This is a genomic window from Tetragenococcus koreensis (genome assembly GCF_003795145.1).
Taxonomy (GTDB): domain Bacteria; phylum Bacillota; class Bacilli; order Lactobacillales; family Enterococcaceae; genus Tetragenococcus; species Tetragenococcus koreensis.
The window spans coordinates 785,356-806,576 of the sequence record NZ_CP027786.1 but is presented as its reverse complement, the minus strand read 5'-3'; the positions used below and the strand labels follow the sequence as shown (position 1 = coordinate 806,576).

General features: G+C 36.3%; 17 protein-coding genes. 16 read left to right on the top strand and 1 reads right to left on the bottom strand.

Annotated features, from left to right (window positions below; genetic code table 11):
* Window positions 1-38: 38 nt before the first annotated feature.
* From C7K43_RS03810 to clpB, 16 genes are all read left to right on the top strand, one after another.
* Window positions 39-2,216 carry a Tex family protein gene (locus C7K43_RS03810; RefSeq protein ID WP_124005645.1) on the top strand — a complete coding sequence of 726 codons (2,178 nt, stop codon included), beginning with the start codon at window positions 39-41 and terminating at the stop codon, window positions 2,214-2,216.
* Complete coding sequence (locus C7K43_RS03805) at window positions 2,213-2,680, top strand: SprT family protein (RefSeq protein ID WP_124005644.1); 468 nt, start codon at window positions 2,213-2,215, stop codon at window positions 2,678-2,680. The genes C7K43_RS03810 and C7K43_RS03805 overlap by 4 nt, the downstream gene beginning before the upstream one ends.
* A 103-nt stretch (window positions 2,681-2,783) precedes the next feature.
* Complete coding sequence (gene murC / locus C7K43_RS03800) at window positions 2,784-4,121, top strand: UDP-N-acetylmuramate--L-alanine ligase (RefSeq protein ID WP_124005643.1); 1,338 nt, start codon at window positions 2,784-2,786, stop codon at window positions 4,119-4,121.
* Window positions 4,122-4,191: 70 nt separating this feature from the next.
* Window positions 4,192-4,662: a MaoC family dehydratase gene (locus tag C7K43_RS03795; RefSeq protein ID WP_124005642.1), complete on the top strand. Its 471-nt coding sequence runs from the start codon at window positions 4,192-4,194 to the stop codon at window positions 4,660-4,662.
* Complete coding sequence (locus C7K43_RS03790) at window positions 4,655-5,335, top strand: Bax inhibitor-1/YccA family protein (protein ID WP_124005641.1); 681 nt, start codon at window positions 4,655-4,657, stop codon at window positions 5,333-5,335. The genes C7K43_RS03795 and C7K43_RS03790 overlap by 8 nt, the downstream gene beginning before the upstream one ends.
* 289 nt (window positions 5,336-5,624) lie before the next feature.
* Window positions 5,625-8,270: a DNA polymerase I gene (gene polA / locus C7K43_RS03785; protein ID WP_124005640.1), complete on the top strand. Its 2,646-nt coding sequence runs from the start codon at window positions 5,625-5,627 to the stop codon at window positions 8,268-8,270.
* Window positions 8,271-8,284: 14 nt separating this feature from the next.
* The gene (gene mutM / locus C7K43_RS03780; RefSeq protein ID WP_124005639.1) at window positions 8,285-9,133 is read left to right on the top strand and encodes a DNA-formamidopyrimidine glycosylase; all 849 of its coding nucleotides are present in this window, start codon (window positions 8,285-8,287) and stop codon (window positions 9,131-9,133) included.
* Window positions 9,130-9,726 carry a dephospho-CoA kinase gene (gene coaE, locus C7K43_RS03775; RefSeq protein WP_124005638.1) on the top strand — a complete coding sequence of 199 codons (597 nt, stop codon included), beginning with the start codon at window positions 9,130-9,132 and terminating at the stop codon, window positions 9,724-9,726. The genes mutM and coaE overlap by 4 nt, the downstream gene beginning before the upstream one ends.
* 141 nt (window positions 9,727-9,867) lie before the next feature.
* Entirely contained in the window at window positions 9,868-10,338 is a 471-nt protein-coding gene (gene nrdR, locus C7K43_RS03770) for a transcriptional regulator NrdR (protein ID WP_124005637.1), read from the top strand.
* A gap of 18 nt (window positions 10,339-10,356) precedes the next feature.
* Window positions 10,357-11,748 (top strand): replication initiation and membrane attachment family protein, encoded by a 1,392-nt coding sequence (locus tag C7K43_RS03765; RefSeq protein WP_124005636.1) that lies wholly within the window; start codon window positions 10,357-10,359, stop codon window positions 11,746-11,748.
* On the top strand, window positions 11,748-12,674 hold the full coding sequence (gene dnaI / locus C7K43_RS03760) for a primosomal protein DnaI (protein ID WP_124005635.1): 927 nt from the start codon (window positions 11,748-11,750) through the stop codon (window positions 12,672-12,674). Before C7K43_RS03765 ends, dnaI begins: the two co-directional genes overlap by 1 nt.
* An 80-nt stretch (window positions 12,675-12,754) precedes the next feature.
* Window positions 12,755-13,453, top strand: coding sequence for a tRNA (adenine(22)-N(1))-methyltransferase (locus tag C7K43_RS03755; protein ID WP_124005634.1), 699 nt, complete (start codon window positions 12,755-12,757; stop codon window positions 13,451-13,453).
* The gene (locus C7K43_RS03750) at window positions 13,450-14,571 is read left to right on the top strand and encodes a Nif3-like dinuclear metal center hexameric protein (RefSeq protein ID WP_124005633.1); all 1,122 of its coding nucleotides are present in this window, start codon (window positions 13,450-13,452) and stop codon (window positions 14,569-14,571) included. The genes C7K43_RS03755 and C7K43_RS03750 overlap by 4 nt, the downstream gene beginning before the upstream one ends.
* A 13-nt stretch (window positions 14,572-14,584) precedes the next feature.
* Window positions 14,585-15,814, top strand: coding sequence for a peptidase T (gene pepT, locus C7K43_RS03745; protein WP_124005632.1), 1,230 nt, complete (start codon window positions 14,585-14,587; stop codon window positions 15,812-15,814).
* Between the two features lie 87 nt (window positions 15,815-15,901).
* The gene (locus tag C7K43_RS03740) at window positions 15,902-16,927 is read left to right on the top strand and encodes a lysylphosphatidylglycerol synthase transmembrane domain-containing protein (protein ID WP_124005631.1); all 1,026 of its coding nucleotides are present in this window, start codon (window positions 15,902-15,904) and stop codon (window positions 16,925-16,927) included.
* Window positions 16,928-17,086: 159 nt separating this feature from the next.
* Window positions 17,087-19,693 (top strand): ATP-dependent chaperone ClpB, encoded by a 2,607-nt coding sequence (gene clpB, locus C7K43_RS03735; protein WP_124005630.1) that lies wholly within the window; start codon window positions 17,087-17,089, stop codon window positions 19,691-19,693.
* Window positions 19,694-19,751: 58 nt separating this feature from the next.
* On the opposite strand, the gene C7K43_RS03730 is transcribed toward clpB, so the two are convergent.
* Window positions 19,752-20,882, bottom strand: coding sequence for an AI-2E family transporter (locus C7K43_RS03730; RefSeq protein ID WP_124005629.1), 1,131 nt, complete (start codon window positions 20,880-20,882; stop codon window positions 19,752-19,754).
* Window positions 20,883-21,221 lie beyond the last annotated feature (339 nt).

Here is a 21,221-nt window from a genome sequence, read left to right as displayed (position 1 = left end):
TTATACTAAAAGGCATGTAAAATGAAAGGTGTGTCAAAATGGCGCAAGAAATGAATCAAGAATTACTCTCTTTATTACAACAAGAATTAACGCAGTATCGCCCAAAGCAAATGCAGACGGTGTTGACTTTATTAAATGACGGCAATACAGTTCCGTTTATTGCTCGTTATCGTAAAGAAATGACTGGCGATTTAGATGAAGTTCAAATCAGAGAAATTGAAGAACGTTTCCACTACTTAGAAAATCTGGAAAAACGTAAAGAAGAAGTTGTTCGTCTGATTGGTGAACAAGGAAAGTTGACTTCAGAATTAAAGAAAAATATCCTACAAGCTACCAAAATGCAGCAAGTAGAAGACCTTTATCGTCCTTATAAACAGAAACGGCGAACGAAAGCGACGATTGCGAAAGAAAATGGCTTGGCTCCTTTCAGTCAATGGCTATTAACTTTTCCACAAGATGATGTCTATGATGAAGCTGCAAATTATATCAATGACAATGTAACGACGCTTGAAGACGTTATTGCTGGAGCACATGAAATTATGGCCGAGCAATTTGGTGATAAAGCTAAATTTCGCAGCTGGATTCGTCATGAAATTTTCCAAAATGGCCGTTTTGAAAGCCGTGTAAAGGATTCTGAAAAAGATGAAAAAAGCGTATATGAAATGTATTACGATTTTTCAGAACCAATTAAAAAAATGGTTTCACACCGAATTTTAGCCTGTAATCGCGGAGAAAAAGAGGGTATTTTAAACGTATCTCTTCAAAGCGATGAAACAAAAATCTATAACTATTTAAATCGTCAATTAATCGAAGACCCAAATTCACCTGCTACTTCGTTGGTAACTGCAGCATATCAAGACGCTTATAAACGTTTTATAGGTCCAGCTCTGGAACGTGAAATCCGTAATGAACTAACAGAAAAAGCGGACGAGCAGGCAATTTCGATTTTTGGTGAAAATTTGAGAAATTTATTGCTACAGCCTCCTTTAAAAGGGAAAATAGTTTTAGGTTTTGACCCTGCCTATCGAACGGGTTGCAAATTAGCTGTTTGCGATGAAACAGGCAAAGTATTAGCTATTCAAGTTATTTACCCGCATAAACCAGCTTCTGCTGAGAAACGAAAAGCCGCAGATGAGCAATTTTGCCAGCTTGTGGAAAAATATCAGGTGGATATGATTGCCATCGGTAACGGTACAGCTAGTCGAGAATCGGAACAATTCGTTGCCAAAAACTTGCAAACTATTAAGCGTGATGTTTATTACGTAATGGTAAATGAAGCAGGGGCTTCGGTTTATTCAGCTAGTGCAATTGCGCGCGAAGAATTTCCTGACTTACAAGTAGAAGAACGCAGTGCGATTAGTATTGGTCGTCGTCTGCAAGATCCTTTAGCTGAACTAGTAAAAATTGATCCTAAAGCGGTAGGTGTTGGTCAATATCAACACGATGTTTCACAGAAAAGATTAAACGAGCAATTAGATTTTGTTGTAGAAACAGTGGTTAACCAGGTTGGTGTGGATGTGAATACTGCGAGTCCTCAGCTTTTACAACATGTCTCAGGTTTGAACAAAACAACAGCTTTAAACGTAGTCGGCTATCGGGAAGAAAATGGGGCTTTTACCAAACGAACACAGTTAAAAAAAGTAGCCCGTTTAGGTCCTAAAGCTTATGAACAAGCGATCGGTTTTTTACGAATTCCAGGAGCTCAAAATATTTTGGACAATACAGCTATTCATCCGGAAAGTTACACGATTACAAAACAATTATTAGAAATCGCTCAGTTAGATTTAGCAGAAGTCGGGACAACACATGCAAAAGAAGTGCTTGAAAAGTTATCTCTCCAACGTTTAACTGAACAACTGGGTATTGGCGAGGAAACGCTAAAAGATATCATAAGTGCTCTTGTCCAACCCGGTCGGGATATGCGTGATAGTATGCCGGCTCCGCTTCTACGAAAAGATGTTTTATCAATGGAAGATTTAAAACCAGGAATGGAATTAACAGGTACCGTCCGTAATGTAATTGACTTCGGTGCTTTTGTAGATATTGGCGTTAAACAAGATGGATTGGTTCATATTTCAAAATTAAGTACAAAATTTGTCAAACAACCTAACGATGTTGTTTCAGTTGGTGATGTCGTCACAGTTTGGATTGAACAAGTGGATTTAAAAAAAGGTCGCATTAGTTTAACCATGATTGATCCAGGAGCGTCACAATGACTGAAGAAGAGCTGCAACAGTTAGTAGAGACAACTTCGTGGGAGTTTTTTGGTAAACCATTTGTCCATCAAGCGCTTTTCAACACTCGTTTACGCACTACAGGCGGGAGATATCATCTGAAGGATCATCATTTAGATTTTAATCCCAAAATGGCTGTTCGTAATTATGAGACATTTGTAGCTATTATCAAACATGAATTATGTCACTACCATCTGCATCTTGAAAATAAAGGTTATCGGCATAAAGATACTGATTTTAAAGAATTGTTGACAAAGACAGGCGGTTTGCGCTATGCTCCAGATGTCCAAGTGAAACGTAGGTTTCACGTTTATAAGTGTCAACATTGTCAGATGTCGATCACTAGGCAAAAAAGAATGAATACGCAGCGCTTTGTTTGCGGAAAATGTGGTGGCAAGCTGCTTTATGAACGTACCTATACTGAAAATAAGGCAAATGAAAGTTAAAATTTTTTGCTATTTTTGCTATTTTATTGGATAATATATTCCAGTTTGGTAATAACCTCGCTCGGTTGTTATCAAATTTTCCGAGAAAAGAGGATAACTGATAATGACAAATCAAAATAAAAGAATATACCATTTTGTAGGGATCAAAGGCTCAGGAATGAGCTCTTTGGCATTAATATTGCATGAACAAGGAGAACAGGTCCAAGGTTCCGATGTAGAGAAATACTTTTTCACCCAAGTAGGTTTAGAAGAAGCAAATATTCCTATTTATACTTTTAACGCAGATAATATCACAAAAGACTTAACCGTCATTGCCGGAAATGCTTTTTCTGATGACCATGAAGAGTTAGTTCGGGCTCGAAAATTAGGTTTAAAAGTAATTCGTTACCACGATTTTATTGGACATTTTATTCAACACTTTACAAGTATCGCTGTGACAGGTTCACATGGCAAGACCAGTACAACTGGTTTATTGGCTCATGTATTAAGTGGTATTGAACCAACGAGTTATTTAATTGGTGATGGTACCGGCCATGGACGTCCTGATGCTGAATTTTTTGCTTTTGAAGCGTGTGAATATCAACGTCATTTCTTAGCCTATCGTCCTGATTACGTGATTATGACCAATATTGATTTTGATCATCCAGACTATTACAAAAGCATTGATGATGTATTCTCTGCCTTTCAAACAATGGCAAAACAAGTGAACAAGGGGATCTTAGCATTTGGTGATGATCCTTATTTGCGAAAACTTGAGGCAGATGTTCCGATTTATTATTATGGCGTTAATCCAGAAGACGATATTCGTGCTGAAAATATTGCACGTACTACGACAGGTTCTGCTTTTGATGTATACTTCCATGATGATTTTATCGGGCACTTTGATTTACCAGCTTTCGGTCAACATAATATCAATAATGCTTTAGGTGTGATCGCAACAGCACATTTAGAAGGCTTTGATATGAAAAAGGTAGCAGAAGAAATGGATTCATTTCCGGGAGTTAAACGACGCTTTAGTGAAAAGAAAGTTTCTGATATGGTTATTGTTGATGACTATGCGCACCATCCAGCAGAAATCAAAGCAACGATTGACGGCGCTCGTCAAAAATATCCTACTAAAGAAATTATTGCAGTTTTCCAACCTCATACATTTTCGCGTACAATTGCTTTAATGGACGAATTTGCTGAAGCACTTAACTTAGCAGATAAAGTTTACTTATGTGATATATTTAGTTCCGCTCGTGAAAAAGAGGGCGACGTGAAAATTGAAGATCTAGGCGCTAAAATTGACAAGGGTGGCGATGTTATTCAAGAAAACAATGTTTCGCCACTTTTAAATCATGAAGACGCCGTGATTATTTTCATGGGGGCTGGCGATGTGCAAAAATTTGAACGTAGTTATGAAAATCTTTTGAGTAATACAACACGCAGCGCGTTATAAGTGTATAAGCTCAGTTTGCACTTTTATATATTTGATAAATAATAAAAACATAGACATGGAGGCTAGTTGATTGGATATAGGAAAGTTGAATAAGTTAGGAAAAGCAATCGATGAAATCGAAGAAGGGCAGACAATGTCTGTGACCGAAGCGATCGAAGACGATCAATTATTGTTGTATTTAGGCTTAACCAATGATGCTAACCCTTTGTATATCCAGCATGATTACACCCAGAAAACCGTTTATAAACAGCCTATTGTGCCATCTGTATTGTTAATCGGTATTGTTACGAGTACGGTTTCAAAGCATTTTCCCGGGCCAGGTTCGCATATTGTTAATTTTTCCGTTAATTTTGTCGAACCTGTCTATCATTATGAAACCTTGACTTTTTTATTTGAGGTAATTAAAGTGGATAAGCATAAAGACGTCGTGACGCTTTCTGTAGAAGCAATGAACACAGAAAACAAACGGGTGTTGGACGCAGTGGTTATGGTCCAACCTCCTACGCTCCATGAAGAAGAAAGTGAGGAAAATAATGAATAATAATCCAGCAATTGAAGCTAAAGGCGTCAATCATTTCTATGCCAAGGTATATGGCATTTTTGCTTTGGGCCTTGGAATCAGTGCTATTTCAGCTTATCTTGCGATGACGATATTTTTTGAACAGACGATTTCATTTATCAGTAACTTTCCTTTAGGTTTAACGGGCATCTGGTTGGCTGAAATTATTTTAGTCGTTTTACTTAGTGCAAAGGCACAGAAGAATCCATCGCTGACGATCGCAGGTTTTATCGTCTACTCATTGTTAAATGGGTTAGTTTTATCAATTACCTTATCAATGTATACCCAAGCGTTAGTGGGAAGAGCTTTTGCTACAGCCACCGCTACCTTCTTGGCAATGGCTTTGTATGGTGCAATGACCAAACGTGATTTAAGTGGGATTGGTCGTGCAGCCATTGGGTTATTGGTCGGTGTTATTATTGCAACATTGATTAATTTCTTTTTACAAAGTTCAGGTATAGATTATTTCTTGTCTTATGTCACAGTATTGATCTTTTTAGGTTTAACTGCCTATGATAATCAACAAATACGTCATTTGTATTTTGCTACAGAAGGGCAAGATAATACTGGTTTTGCTGCCTTTATGGCGTTGCAACTCTATCTAGATTTTATCAATTTATTCTTGTCATTCTTACGTATTTTTTCCAGAAATTAATTTATGGGATAAAACAAGATTAGAAAATTTATTTATTAAAGAAATAAACAAAACGTTCCGATTGAGATTGGTAAGATTACCAGTTGATTCGGAACGTTTTTCTTGAGTTAGCGCTGGCTAGTCTAATTTATGAGCTCATTCATTACTGAATTTGCTGGTATTTTTAGTAATGAGTTCTTTAGGAGTAATACCGCAATTAGTTTTAAATTTGAAAAAAATACAAATGATCGCTTTCGTGTTTATACTTTGTTAAAATGGGATCATAGAATCTGTGTGAGGAGACAAGAAAATGACAAAAAATAAATTATTACTGGTAGATGGCAATAGTGTAGCATTTCGTGCATTCTATGCCTTACATAGTTCATTGGAGCGTTTTAAAAATCCTAGTGGACTTCATACAAACGCAATTTATGCTTTTAATTTAATGTTTGAAAATGTGATGGAAAAAGAAAAACCTACTCACGTATTAGTCGCTTTTGATGCAGGTAAAACAACATTTCGTAATGAAATGTATGAAGAATATAAAGGAGGCCGTGCTAAAACTCCAGGCGAGTTGAATGAACAGCTTCCTTATATTCGTGAGTTAATTAACGGCTTAGGGATTTCTTATTATGAACTAAAAAACTATGAAGCAGATGACATTATTGGTACATTAGCTAATCAAGTAGATAAAGACAAATTTGATGTGACCGTTCTTACTGGGGATCGTGATTTAACTCAATTGGCTACTGACGATGTAAAGGTTGCGATTACAATCAAAGGCGTTAGTGATACAGAAGATTATACACCTGAACATATCGCTGAAAAATATGACGGCTTAAAGCCTAAACAAATTATCGATATGAAAGGTTTAGCAGGAGATGCTTCTGATAATATCCCCGGTGTAACCAAAATTGGCGATAAAACTGCAATTAAACTATTGAATGAATACGGTTCTGTTGAAGGCGTTTATCAAAATATTGATCAGATGAAACAAAGCAAGATGAAAGAAAACCTTATTCACGATAAAGATACAGCTCTTCTTTCGAAGAAATTAGCAACAATCAATACTTCTGCACCAATTGACGTCTCCATTGATTCCTTGAAGTATGAAGGAAATGATTTAGAAAAATTAGTTCCTTTTTATAAAGAGATGAACTTCCGCTCGTTTTTAGAAAAACTAGATGTTGATGAAGAAGACAATCAGATGGACGATATTTTATTTAAAACGGTTGAAGAACCTACAAAAGAAATGTTTACAGATGACATGGCTTTATATGTTGAAATGTTAGGTGAAAATTACCATGTAGAGGATATTGTAGGTGTCGCGTGGGGCGATGATAAGAAAATTTTCGTCTCAAATAGTGATAAAATTTTTGAAAATAAAGCATTTCAAAATTGGTTAATGGATAAGAATAATGGAAAAAGAGTATATAATGCCAAAAGAACACAGGTCGCATTAAACCGATACAGTGGACTACCTAAGGGTTTTTCTTTTGATGTATTAGTAGCCGCTTATTTATTAGATACTACCGATAATTCCGATGATATCGCAGGAATATGTGCTCATTATGACTATCATGATATTCAACCTGATGTGGCAGTTTACGGCAAGGGTGCTAAAAAAGGACTGCCTGATGATGAGGAAGTGTTTTTTGCTCACCTAGCACGGAAAATCAAAGCCATTCAATGGCTTACACCGAAGCTACAAGATGAACTTAAAGATAAAAACCAAATGGATTTATATGAAAATTTGGAGGCGCCCATTTCTTCGATTTTAGCTGAGATGGAAATGACTGGTATTACAGTAGATGCACAACGTTTAAATGAAATGAAAGACGAATTTGCTCAAAGATTACATGAAATTGAAGAAAAAATTTTTGACCAAGCTGGAGAAAAATTCAACATCAACTCTCCTAAACAACTGGGACATATTCTATTTGAAAAAATGAATTTGCCGGTGATTAAAAAAACGAAAACCGGGTATTCGACGGCTGTTGACGTCTTAGAACAGTTAAAAGATAAAGCCCCAATTGTTGAAAATATCTTAAAATATCGACAAATTGCTAAGATTCAATCGACCTATGTTGAAGGGTTATTAAAAGTCATTCTTTCAGACGGGAAAGTTCATACTCGTTATTTACAAACTTTAACACAAACCGGACGGCTAAGTTCTGTTGACCCGAACTTACAAAATATCCCTATTCGTTTAGAAGAAGGACGGAAAATTCGAGAAGCTTTTGTGCCTAGGAAAAAAGACTGGTTGATTTATTCTTCTGACTATTCGCAAATTGAGTTACGGGTACTTGCCCATGTTTCACAAGACGAGCACTTACAAGAGGCTTTTAATGAAAATCAGGATATCCATGCCAGTACAGCGATGCGAGTATTTGATATTGAAAAACCAGAAGACGTGACACCTAACATACGGCGACAAGCAAAAGCGGTAAACTTCGGAATTGTTTATGGAATATCCGATTATGGTTTATCACAAAACTTAGGTATTTCCCGCAAAGAGGCACAAAATTATATTGACACTTATTTTGAACGCTATCCTGGTGTGAAAAAATATATGAATGAATCTGTTTCCCAAGCAAAAGAAAAAGGTTATGCTGAGACGCTTTACCATCGTCGTCGTTATCTTGAAAACATTAATTCAAGTAATTTTAATCTGCGGACATTCGCGGAACGAACAGCAATTAATTCACCTATCCAAGGTAGTGCAGCTGATATTTTAAAAATTGCTATGATCGAATTAGATAAACGTTTGAAAGAAAAACAATTAGAGGCAGCGATGCTTTTACAAGTGCATGATGAATTGGTCTTTGAAGTTCCACAAAATGAATTAGAAACATTAGATAAACTGGTAAAAGAAGTTATGGAAACAGCGGTCAAATTGGATGTACCGTTAATCACCGAAAGTAGTTGGGGAAAAACTTGGTATGATGCAAAATAAAGAGGTGAAAACAGTTGCCGGAATTACCCGAAGTAGAAACAGTTAGAAAAGGGCTTGTCCGTCTGGTCCAAGATAAGACCATCGCAGAAGTTGTCGTCAGATGGCCTAGAATTATCGAATTCCCGACAGTTGATGAATTTTGCCAAGAATTAGTTGGCCAGCGTATTGAAACGATTACTCGCAGAGGAAAGTTCCTACTTTTTAAACTGACCGATTTTGATTTGATTTCTCATTTACGTATGGAAGGAAAGTATGAGTATTTTTCCGAAAAAAATAATCCGCAACCGGATAAGCATACCCATGTAATTTTTAAATTCTCAGATGGTAGTCAATTGCATTACAATGATGTACGAAAATTTGGCCGTATGACTTTAGTTGCAACGGGGCAGGGGGTGCTTTATAAAGGCATCCAACAGCTGGGGCCAGAACCAATAATTGAAGAGTTTCTTTTAGGGGATTTTGTAGAAAAATTGCAATGCTCATCTTCTTTAATCAAACCTTTATTATTAAATCAAAAAGTCGTAGCAGGATTGGGCAATATTTATACTGACGAAGCTTTATGGCTGGCTAAGATTCATCCACAGCAACCAGCGCGAACGTTGAATAAAACAGAAATTAAACGTCTCCACCAAGCAATTATCGAAGTTTTGACAAAAGCCGTCAAGGTTGGCGGAACGACAATCCGAACTTATAAAAATGCACTAGGTGAGGCGGGTTCTTTTCAAATGGAATTAAACGTGTATGCTAAGACAGCTGAACCATGTCCCAGATGCAAAACGCCTATCGTTAAAATAAAGGTAGCACAAAGAGGCACGCATTTTTGTCCGCACTGCCAGAAGTTGAAAAGGAGGAAACAATCATGAGTTTCATCCTTGGGGTTACTGGCGGAATTGCTACAGGCAAAAGTGGAGTCGTTGATATTTTTAAGCAATATGGTTTTCCTGTAGTTGATGCAGACGTTATCGCAAGAGAAGTAGTTGAACCTGGTACGCCTGGTTTGAAAAAAATTGTGGCGACTTTTGGCAAAGAAGTACTGCAAGAAGATAATTCTTTAGATCGTAAAAAACTAGGACAACTTGTTTTTGCTGATGCAAAAACAAGAAAAACACTTGATCAGCTACTCGCACCTTTTTTACAAGAAGCTATTACTTATCAAATTGAAAAAAAAGCAAGGGTTACTCCTCTGGTAATTGCTGATATCCCTTTGCTTTATGAAGCTGGGTATGATAAAGTTGTAGACCAAGTAGCCGTGGTATATATTCCCGAAAGAATTCAGCAAGAGCGGTTAATTAAACGAGACCAGATAACAAAAAAAGAAGCCCAACAAAAAATCGCCAGCCAACTTCCAATTGAAGAAAAGAAAGAACGAGCAGATATCGTTTTTGATAACCAGAAAGACCTTTTATCTACTCAGCAACAGGTAGTTTCTTGGTTAAAAGAGAATCAATTTCTATAAAACCTTAAAACTCTAGTCGATTCTAGAGTTTTTTTGTCCTTAAACTATTAGAATAAGAAGGTTTCATGTTATAATTCAATTAAGAATTTTATAAAAACAAATGTAACTCTTAGCGAAATAAACATAAATGAGGTGAAAAATATGCATTGTCCAAAATGTCATCACAATAACTCACGTGTTATTGATAGTCGTCAAACCGATGATGGCCGAGCCATTAGAAGAAGAAGAGAATGTGAAAATTGCGGGTATCGTTTTACAACATTTGAACGGATTGAAGAAGCACCGCTTCTAGTCATTAAAAAGAACGGCGCTCGGGAAGAATTTAACCGAGAAAAAATATTGCGCGGTCTAATCCGTTCAGCTGAGAAACGACCTGTCGCAATGGAACAAATGGAACAAATTGTAGATCATGTTGAAAGTCGTATTCGTGAAATGGGAGAAAATGAAATTTCTTCTAATTTGATTGGTGAATACGTCATGGAAGATTTGAAAGATGTAGATGAAATTGCTTATATTCGATTTGCCAGCGTATATCGTCAATTCAAAGATATGTCTGTGTTTTTAAAAGAATTAGAAGATATTGTAGGTAAAGCTAACGATTCAAAAGAATAGAAAAAAGGAGGGACTCTTTTGTATAGCGCTTGGGATGAAGTACAACCAAATCATATTTATCAAGTGACTAAAAGCTTTCCTCTGACTGAAGAAGGGAATAATGGGTTAGTTTATCTTTACCAGCCCATTATTGGCCAAAAAGCACTAGCCTTATATTACGGTTTTTTAGGTGACAAAGAAGATCAATATGAAAATGAATTTGCTCATATTGACATGCTCGATGCTTTAAATATTGGGTTGCCTGACTTTTTACAGGCTCGTAAACAATTAGAAGGTATGGGATTATTGTCGGTATTTGCAAAAGAAGATCCAGAATTTGGTGAGATGTTTTTGTATCGCTTAGAAGAACCGATCCATCCAGAAGCTTTTTTCCGAGATGAAACCTATAGCTTTTTACTATTAAACACTGTGGGTGAACGTAAATTTCGACAAATGGTTCGTCGTTTTCAACCAGAAAAGCCTGACTTATCAGACTATCAAGAGATTACTAGCAATTTTCGTGAAGTATACGGCGCTTTAGACGAACGTTTATTTAGCCGTAATGCACAAAATCTAGAAAAAGTTTCAAATGAGTATCAAGTAGCTAGTAACAACAAAATGCAATTAGATGAACGTCAGATTGATTGGGATTTTTTGTATGAATTGGCACAACGAAAATTTATTGCTAAGGAAAACTTTGATGAAACTTTCAAACAACAGTTAACCTTATATGCTAATTTATTTGGCTTTGATGAAATGAAATTAGTCGAATTAATGACTGAGGCGGTTTCTTTAGCTGATGGAATGGTCAATCGAAAAGACTTAGATAAGACAATTAGACAACAACAGCAAGCCGCTGCGAAGAAAGAAAAACCACAAGCTGTTTATGATGACCAGTCGGATGAAGAAGTTCGTCGCTTCAACACTTTACGGCAAACTGGGTTTTCTGAAAATGATATTCAACTGATTAAGATTGCACAGAGTACAGCACCGATGGACTTTTTACAAGCAATTAAAAATGAAAAGCATAGTTATGTAGCAGATCAAGAAACTTGGCTGTTGAAAACATTAGTAGAACGTAGCCCTTTGCCTAATAGCGTCATTAATGTACTGGTTCATTATATACTGGTTATTAAAAAAAATAGCTCTTTACAAGCAAATTTTGTTAACCAAATTGCAACAAATTGGTCAGAGTTAGAACTCAATAGTCCTGAACAAGCGATCAAACATGTGCGCGATTTGGTAAAAGAAGCTAAAAATAAACCGACTAAAAAATCAAATTCTTCATCAAGAAAGCAACAGCCTATTCGTAAAGAAACATTACCGGATTGGGTCGATAAACCCACCGAAGAAGTTGAAGATCCAGCGGTCCAAGAAGAAATCAATAAAAAACTTCAGGATTATCTGAAACGCAAAGAAGGTGAAAGTTAATGGAAGATATTGGAAAGAATTTAAATAAACTAATGAACCAGAAAAACTATCGAACGCGTTTTTCAGAAATGATGGCTGAAGTATTAAAAGACCAAGATGTGCAAAACTTCTTAAATGAGCATAAAAATGAATTATCAGAAGATGATATTGAGCGTAGTTATGCGAAACTATATGAATTTGTCCAAGAAAAACGAAAATTCGAGTTAAATGATCCCACTATGATTGCTCCTGGTTATGAACCACAATTAATGCTGAACTTTCACTCGGTAGATGTTACTTATATCCCAACCGAGGAATTAGTAGCTAAACAGGAACAAGATGAGATTCGCAATCGTATTCAAGCACTGAATATGCCTAAAGATATTCAAGAAGCTCGTATGTCAAATTATGAAGGAACTACTGGACGCGGGAAAGCGTTTATGGGTGCGATCGATTTTATTAATGCTTACAAGGATGCACCTAAAACTTTTCATAAGGGGCTTTATTTAGTAGGAAGTTTCGGCGTAGGAAAAACTTATTTATTAGGTGCAATCGCTAGAGACTTAGCTGAAGCTGGCTATACTTCAACACTGTTACATTTTCCATCGTTTGCGGTGGATATGAAGCAATCCATTAAAAAGGATGAAGTTGGAGAAAAGTTGGATGCGGTCAAAAGTGCTTCCATTTTGATGCTAGATGATATTGGCGCAGATGCTATGAGTAGTTGGATTCGTGATGATATTTTTGGCGTAATCTTGCAATACCGAATGCAAGAACAATTGCCTACTTTTTTTAGTTCGAATTTTACAATGAGTGAATTAGAACAACATTTATCGGTCACTCAACGCGGTGAAGAAGAACCACTCAAAGCAAAACGTTTGTTAGAACGGATTCGTTATTTGACACAAGAAATTGAAATGACCGGCAGAAATCGCCGGAATAGTTAAAAATATGGAGCGCTGCGATGAGTAAAAGGGAACTTTTATTTTTGCAGTGCTCTGTAATTTTCAGGAAAGGATCAAAAAATTTGAACAACCATATACTATCTAATCGATTAGCCCAAGTTGCCTCGTTCGTTCCAGAACAAGCCCGCTTGGCAGATATTGGTTCTGATCATGCTTATTTACCTGTCTATTTAGTAGCAACAGGAAAGATAAGTTATGCCATTGCTGGAGAAGTTGCTCCAGGGCCCTTAAAAGCAGCTATCGCCCAGATTAAAAAGTATGGTTACACAGAAAAAATTATCCCTCGTTTGGCAGACGGTTTAGCGACTATCCAGCCAGAAGATCGTATCGATACGATCACGATTGCTGGTATGGGTGGGCTGTTAACCAGTGACATTTTGACAAATGGACAGGCGGACGGTTTTTTATCTACTCGAGAGCGACTAATTTTACAACCTAATAACCATGAACAAGAACTACGCCATTGGCTAACAAGAAACCACTATAAAATTTATGATGAGCAACTGGTTAAAGATCAAGGAAAATTCTATGAAATAATTGTCGCTGATTATCAAAAAAGCGATAGTTATACGATGAAGGAATTATATTTTGGTCCTATTTTAATGCAGAAAAAATCGTCTATTTTTCAAGAAAAATGGCAAAAAGAGTTACAGACGAAACAAAAAATACTAAATAATTTACAAAAAGCTTATGAGCGACCTGAAGCTAAAATCGCAGAGATAAATAAAGAAGTCGCATGGATCAAGGAGGTACTGGCATGAGTCTTAATGCAAAAGAATTTATCGCAAAATTTGAATCGTTTTGTCCTCTTTGGTTAGCTGAAGAAGGGGACCCTTGCGGTTTGCACCTAGGAACTTTAAACAAACAAATTACGCGGGTAATGATGACTTTGGATGTGCGGCCAGAAGTGGTCGAAGAAGCGATCGCCAAAGGGATTGATTTAATTGTCACTAAACACCCGCCCATTTTCCGTCCAATTGATCGATTAGTTTCAGATGATCCGCAAATTAAGATGTATACTGATTTATTAAAAAATGATATTGCGGTTTATGCTGCTCATACGAATATGGATATTATATGGGGCGGTTTAAACGATTGGTTCTGTGAAATGTTGGATGTCAATGTCTGTGACTATCTAGTCAAGACGCATGAAGTACGTTTCAAAAAATTAGCAGTGTATGTTCCTATGGATTATAGTCAAAAAATGCGGCAGGCTTTAGGCGAGGCAGGTGCTGGTACGCAAGGGAATTATCGTAATACTAGTTATTCGATGATAGGAACAGGACGTTTTACCCCTAATGAAAATGCTCGTCCAACGATTGGTTCTAGTAATCGGGAAGAACAAGTTCAAGAAGCGCGAATTGAAGTGATTTTTCCTGAAACGATCCAAGAAAAAGTGCTCCAAGTCATGTATCAAATTCATCCATATGAAGAGCCTGCTTATGACATTTTACCTCTAGATAATTCACCACAGTCATTGGGGCTGGGCCGAGTTGGACGATTAGAGGCACCGGTTGCAGTAGAAGACTTTGTACAAAAAGTCAAAACAGCTTTTCAGCTTGATGGATTGCGTTTAATTCAACCAAAGGAAGCAAAAAAAACAGTGCAAACTGTGGCAATCTGTGGGGGCTCTGGCGGAAAATTCTATTCAAATGCCCTTAAAAAAGATGCAGACGTCTATATTACGGGAGATGTTTATTATCACACCGCTCATGACATGCAATCTAATGGCTTGACGGTAATTGATCCGGGGCATAATATTGAAGTAGTTTGTGTGAACAAATTTATAGAAAAAATGGAAGAATGGAAAAAAGAAGAAGGATGGACTGTTGATTTTATTCCTTCTGAGGTTAATACCAATCCATTCCAGTTTAGATAAGGGAGAATAACATATGTACGAAAATTTACTACCGCGCTTTTTGCGTTATGTCAAAACAGAAACTCGCTCGAACCCTGAAAGCAATACGACACCATCAACTGAATCGCAGATTGCTTTTGCTAATGTACTAAAACAAGAGTTGGAAGAGCTAGGATTAGCTGATGTGCACTACAATGCCACTAATGGTTATGTTAGCGCGACTTTGCCAAGTAACATTGAAAAGCAAGTTCCTAGTATTGGTTTTATTGCTCATATGGATACAGCTGATTTCAATGCAGAAAACGTACAACCTCAAGTGATTGAAAATTATGATGGAGTTTCTGAAATTCAATTGGACGAAGAAGGTAATTATACTTTAAACCCTAATGATTTTCCTAACTTGAAAAATTACCAAGGACAAACCTTGATTACAACAGATGGTTCTACGCTTTTAGGAGCTGATGACAAAGCAGGAGTTGCTGAAATTATGTCAGCTATGGAAATTTTGGTAAATAACTCAGATATTTCACATGGCGACATTAAGGTAGCTTTTGGTCCAGATGAAGAAATTGGAATTGGCGCAGATCAATTTGATGTAGAAGATTTTAATGTTGATTTTGCTTATACAATGGACGGTGGCCCCCTGGGTGAGTTGGAATATGAAACTTTCAATGCAGCTCAAGCAGAAGTTACCATTAAAGGGAAAAATGTGCACCCAGGTACAGCTAAAGATACGATGATTAACGCCTTACAAGTGGCTATTGATTTTCAAAATCAGTTACCTCAAGATGAAGTGCCCGAGAAAACGGAAGGCATCCAAGGATTCTTTCATTTAATGAATTTAAACGGTAATCCTGAAGAAGCACAAATGTCATACATTATTCGTGATCATGATCATCAAAAATTTGAAAATCGAAAGGCCAAAATTTCCGATGTACAAAAAACGTTGAATGAACAATTTGATCAGCAACGCGTATTTGTGAACATGTATGATCAATATTACAATATGAAAGAGATCATTGAAAAAGATATGAGCATCGTTGAATTAGCTAAGAATGCTATGCTTGATTTAGCGATTGATCCTATTATTGAACCTGTACGTGGCGGAACAGATGGTTCCAAGATTTCTTATATGGGGATTCCAACGCCCAATATTTTTGCAGGTGCAGAAAATATGCATGGACGCTTTGAATATGTTTCATTGCAAACAATGGAAAAAGCAGCCGCACTAATCGTAAAAATTGCTGAATTAAATGCAGAATAAATATAAGAAGAGAAAGTAAAAAAGCGGCTTTCTCTTCTTGTTTTCTATCAATTTTGCTGAATTGTTCGTTAAAGTAAGGAGAAATTGATGAAAAAGAATGCAAAATGGAAAATTGTACTGAACCTAGTTTTGCTTCTCATTATTTTGGGAATCATGTATTATTTTATCCAAAATTCGATGCGCGATATTTTTATAGAATTAAAAGAAACAGATCTCACTATTTTATTTAGTGTCCTCTTTTTAGGTCTATTGCATCAATTTTTTGAAGGTTGTGGTATTAAGGAAACTGTGCGTGGATTTTCTGCTAATTTTACAGTTTTTGATGGTATGATGACTTCCTTTTATATTGCTTTTTATCGAATTATTACCTTTGGCGTGGGCACCTTACTTGCTGAAATTGGCTTTTATAAGAAAAAGGGAATCAAAATTAGCCAAGGTGTGGGCGCTTCGGCATTGCATATGGTGATGTACAAATCAGCAATTGTCACTTACGCTGTGGCAAATTTAATTTTTTATTTTGCTTCGATGTTGAATCAACGACCACAAATGATTGGTTTGATTTTAGTAGGAATCGTGTTAACTTCTTTACTCATCATTACTTTAGTTGTATTGTCACTGAGTTTAAATTTACAAGTAGCTGTGTTACTGTTTTGTAATCGATTCGTTCGTAATAAAAAATTGCGCAGCTATATTGATCAACTAAATTTGCAGATCAATGCTTTACACCAAGCCATGCAATCAGTTTTAGATGATAAGGCTACGATCCTCAAAATCTATTTATTTAACCTATTAAAAGTAGGTGCATGGTATGTAATTCCTTTTGTTTGCTTCCAAGAAGAGACGAATAATATCAGTTTTTTCTTAGCTTTTGCCTTAATCAGTTTTACTTTAGTTTTATCCGGCGTTATCCCGTCTCCAGCTGGGGTTGGTTCTTTTGAATTTGTTTATTTGTTTATGTTTCAACCTGTAACGGGAACCGTTGAAGCAGTATCTTCCTTACTTTTGTATCGTTTTGCTAGTTTTGTCCTGCCGTTTTTATTAGGTTTTCTGGTGTTTCTTAGAGAACGTAGAAAAGTAGTTACAGATGGGATTGAAGAGATCTCAGAACCTTAGTTTTTATCGTCGCATAAAACAATTTTCGGTTGTTTTGTGCGTTTTTTGTAAGAAAAAAGTTAATACTTCCAATAGTTATTCTTTGACCAATTTTGACCAACAAGGTATACTAGTTATTGGAGATAAACATCTCAATGTTACCTGATTGGGGGAAAACAAATGAATATTGAAAAAATGACAACAACTTTACAAAGTGCGATTGCCCAGGCACAGCAAGTTGCTGTAACAAGAAAACAACAAGAAATTGACATTGCTCATTTATGGAAGATATTTTTACAACCAAATCAATTTGCTAGAAATTTTTATAAGGATTTAGGTATTGACCTTACAGCTTTTGAACGGGAAGTGGACCAAACAATCGATGCGCTACCAAGTGTTGAGGGTGGAAATGTTCAATATGGACAAAATATGAGTCAAAATTTATATCATCTATTAAATGAAGCGGATCAATTAGCTGAAGACTTTAAAGATGAATTTCTGTCTACTGAAATTGTTTTGCTGGCGTTAATGAAGTTAGAAAATTATCGATTGACAAAATTCTTGAAAAATCAAGGAATCAATGAAAAACAAGTTCGACAAGCAATTGAAAATATGCGCCAAGGAGATCGTGTGACGTCTCAAAATCAAGAAGAACAATATGAAGCGTTGGAAAAATACGGAGTCGATTTAGTCCAAGAAGTCAAAAAAGGTGAGATGGACCCGATTATCGGACGTGATGAAGAGATTCGTGATGTGATTCGGATTTTATCACGTAAAACAAAAAACAACCCTGTATTGATTGGTGAACCCGGGGTAGGGAAAACCGCCATTGTCGAAGGACTAGCACAACGTATTGTAAAAAAAGACGTTCCAGAAAACTTAAAAGATAAGACTGTCTTTTCACTAGACATGGGTGCTTTAATTGCTGGCGCGAAATATCGTGGTGAATTTGAAGAACGATTAAAATCAGTTTTAAAAGAAGTAAAAAAGGCCGATGGTCGGATTATTTTATTTATCGATGAAATTCATAATATTGTGGGTGCTGGTAAAACAGAAGGCAGTATGGATGCCGGTAACTTGTTAAAACCGATGTTAGCTCGGGGAGAATTGCATACAATTGGGGCAACAACTCTAGATGAGTACCGAGAAAATATGGAAACAGATAAAGCCTTAGAACGACGATTCCAAAAGGTTATCGTCCAAGAACCCACTGTGGAAGATACAATTTCCATTTTGCGCGGGTTAAAAGAACGTTTTGAAATCCATCATGGTGTAAACATTCATGATAATGCTTTAGTTGCTGCGGCCACATTATCTGACCGTTATATTACCGATCGCTACTTGCCAGATAAGGCCATTGATCTGATCGACGAGGCTTGTGCTAATATTCGGGTTGAAATGAACTCCATGCCGACTGAATTGGACCAAGTAACGAGACGTTTAATGCAACTAGAAATTGAAGAAGCGGCTCTGAAAAAAGAAACCGATGATGCTTCTAAGAAAAGGTTAGAATCATTACAAGAAGAGCTTGCAGAACTGCGTGAAGAAACCAACTCGATGAAGCTACAATGGGAAACAGAAAAAGAAGAAGTTAACGCTGTTTCTAACAAGCGAGCTGAAATTGATAAAGCCAAACATGAATTAGAAGATGCGGAAAATAATTATGATTTAGAACGAGCAGCTGTCCTAAGACACGGAACTGTACCGCAATTGGAAAAAGAACTAAAAGAATTAGAAGAAAAAGATGACCAAACGGTACTAAAAATGGTGCAAGAATCAGTTACTGCTAATGAAATTGCAGTCGTTGTAGGACGATTGACCGGGATACCTGTAACGAAATTAGTTGAAGGCGAGCGAGAAAAATTGCTTCATTTAAATGACACTCTGCATGAACGCGTTATTGGTCAAGATGAAGCTGTCAATGCGGTAAGTGATGCGGTTATTCGTTCACGTGCTGGGTTACAAAATCCTGATCGACCGTTAGGATCATTCTTATTTTTAGGTCCCACTGGTGTAGGGAAAACTGAACTAGCCAAAGCCTTAGCAGAAAATCTTTTTGATTCAGAAGATCATATGGTACGTCTCGATATGAGTGAGTACATGGAAAAACATACAGTGTCACGTTTGGTTGGTTCTCCTCCTGGATACGTAGGTTATGAAGAAGGCGGACAACTCACCGAAGCTGTGCGGCGGAATCCCTATACAATTATTTTATTAGATGAAATTGAAAAAGCTCATCCTGACGTTTTTAATATCTTATTACAAGTATTAGACGATGGTCGTTTGACCGATTCTAAAGGACGCGTAGTCAACTTCAAAAATACTGTTTTAATTATGACCAGTAATATTGGTTCACAAGTTTTACTTGATGGTGTCTCCGATGAAGGCGTAATCTCAACAACGGCCAAAGAGCAAGTGATGAACATGCTAAAAGCAGAGTTCAAACCAGAATTTCTTAACCGTGTGGATGATACAATTCTATTTACACCATTAAATGTGGAAGATATGAAAGGTATTGTCGAAAAAATAATTAATGAATTATCACAACGTTTAGTGCAACAAGAAATCTTCTTGGAAATATCGGATGAAGCGAAAGACTGGATTGCACAAAATGCTTACGAACCGGCTTATGGTGCTAGACCCTTACGTCGTTTTATTACACGAGAAGTAGAAACGCCATTAGCTAAAGAAATTGTTTCCGGGCGCGTTATGCCAAAAACAAAAGTAATCATCGAATTGCTCGACAATCATTTAGTATTTCAAAACGAGCCAATGGAAGATGAATAAAAAACATTCGGAAGTGAGTTAAATAACTCCACTTCCGAATGTTTTTTTGTAAAATTCATTACGCGTTTTCTTCAGAATCATCTAGCCAGTTTATTGTGATAATTTTTAAAATGGCTGCAATTGGAACAGCTAAAAACATTCCTAAGACGCCAAAGTAAGCACCGCCTACTGTTATTGATATAATAATAATAATAGGGTTAAGATTTAACGCACCGCTCATGATCCGTGGTCCAATAACATTTCCATCAAGTTGCTGTAAAATAAGCAATGCAATCAATGTTGTTAGAGCTAGTTGGAAGCCAGCACTAAAGAAGGTAATAATTGTGGTTACAATAGAAGCAAAGATTGAACCAAAATAAGGGATCATATTACATATTCCAAGTAGAATTCCTAAGGTTAATGCAAAGGGTACATTTAACAGATAGAGTATAACAGTGGCTGAAATACCTATTATGCAAGCATCAAGGAATTGTGAACTGATAAATTTATAAAAGATGGTATTCGTTGCCTGCAACCATTTCTTACTGTTTCGATAGATTTTTTCAGGTAAAGTCTTTTTACCTAATTTATCGATAAACAATAGAATTGAATCTTTGAATACCAAAGCGTAAATCGAGATAATCAACGCTAAAAATCCGTTAAATACAAAAGATGAAAGGCTCCTAGTAATGGCTCCTAAAGAAGTAAGAGCCTGTGTCCACTGTCGTAACAGATTTTCAGGTGAAAAATCGGTGGTCAAGCTTTGTAAAAAGTCATCTAAATTTAAAGATTCAAATACACCTTCAGATTCCAATCTTGCGATAACATCTACTAAATAATCATAAAATTGCGGAAGTAAACCAAGTAAATCGATGACATTATCAATCATCAATGGGATAACATAGTTTAAAGCCAAAAAGAATAAATAGAAAATAATTACATACAAAATCAAGACACTTATTCCACGACTATGTTTTTCTATAAAAGATAACTTAGTTTTTTGAAAAAGTCGTTCTAAACGTTTTTGCGCCCCGTTTAAAAGATAAGCAAAAATAAAACCAATAATAAAAGGGGACAAAGTACTTAATAAATTCGATAGACTATTCAAAACAAATTGATAATTAGTAATCAATTTAAAACCGATAATTACGGCCATCAAAAATAAAAAACGTGTAAGCCAATAATTCCAGTCAACTTTTATTTTTTGCAATATGTGCACCTCACTTAAATAATCCTTTTTATTTCTGATGTCTCCTAATATAATAAACGAAAGTACAAAAAAAGGAAACAATGAAGGAAAAATAATCATAAAAAGTTAGCTTATATTTTATTCACCTCTTATGATAATTTAAAAAAAGATAAATGTACAACTTGTAAATAATAAGATACCCTTCAAACGTCAGATAAAATAGGCACTCAGAACAAGACGGGGGAGAGTGTCGCAGAAAATAGAGAAGAATCGATAAAAAGTAGTCAAACATGGGGAATGAACAGCTGATTGATATGCTGCCCCTATACCGGACATCGAAATGTAATAAACCTTAGAGAG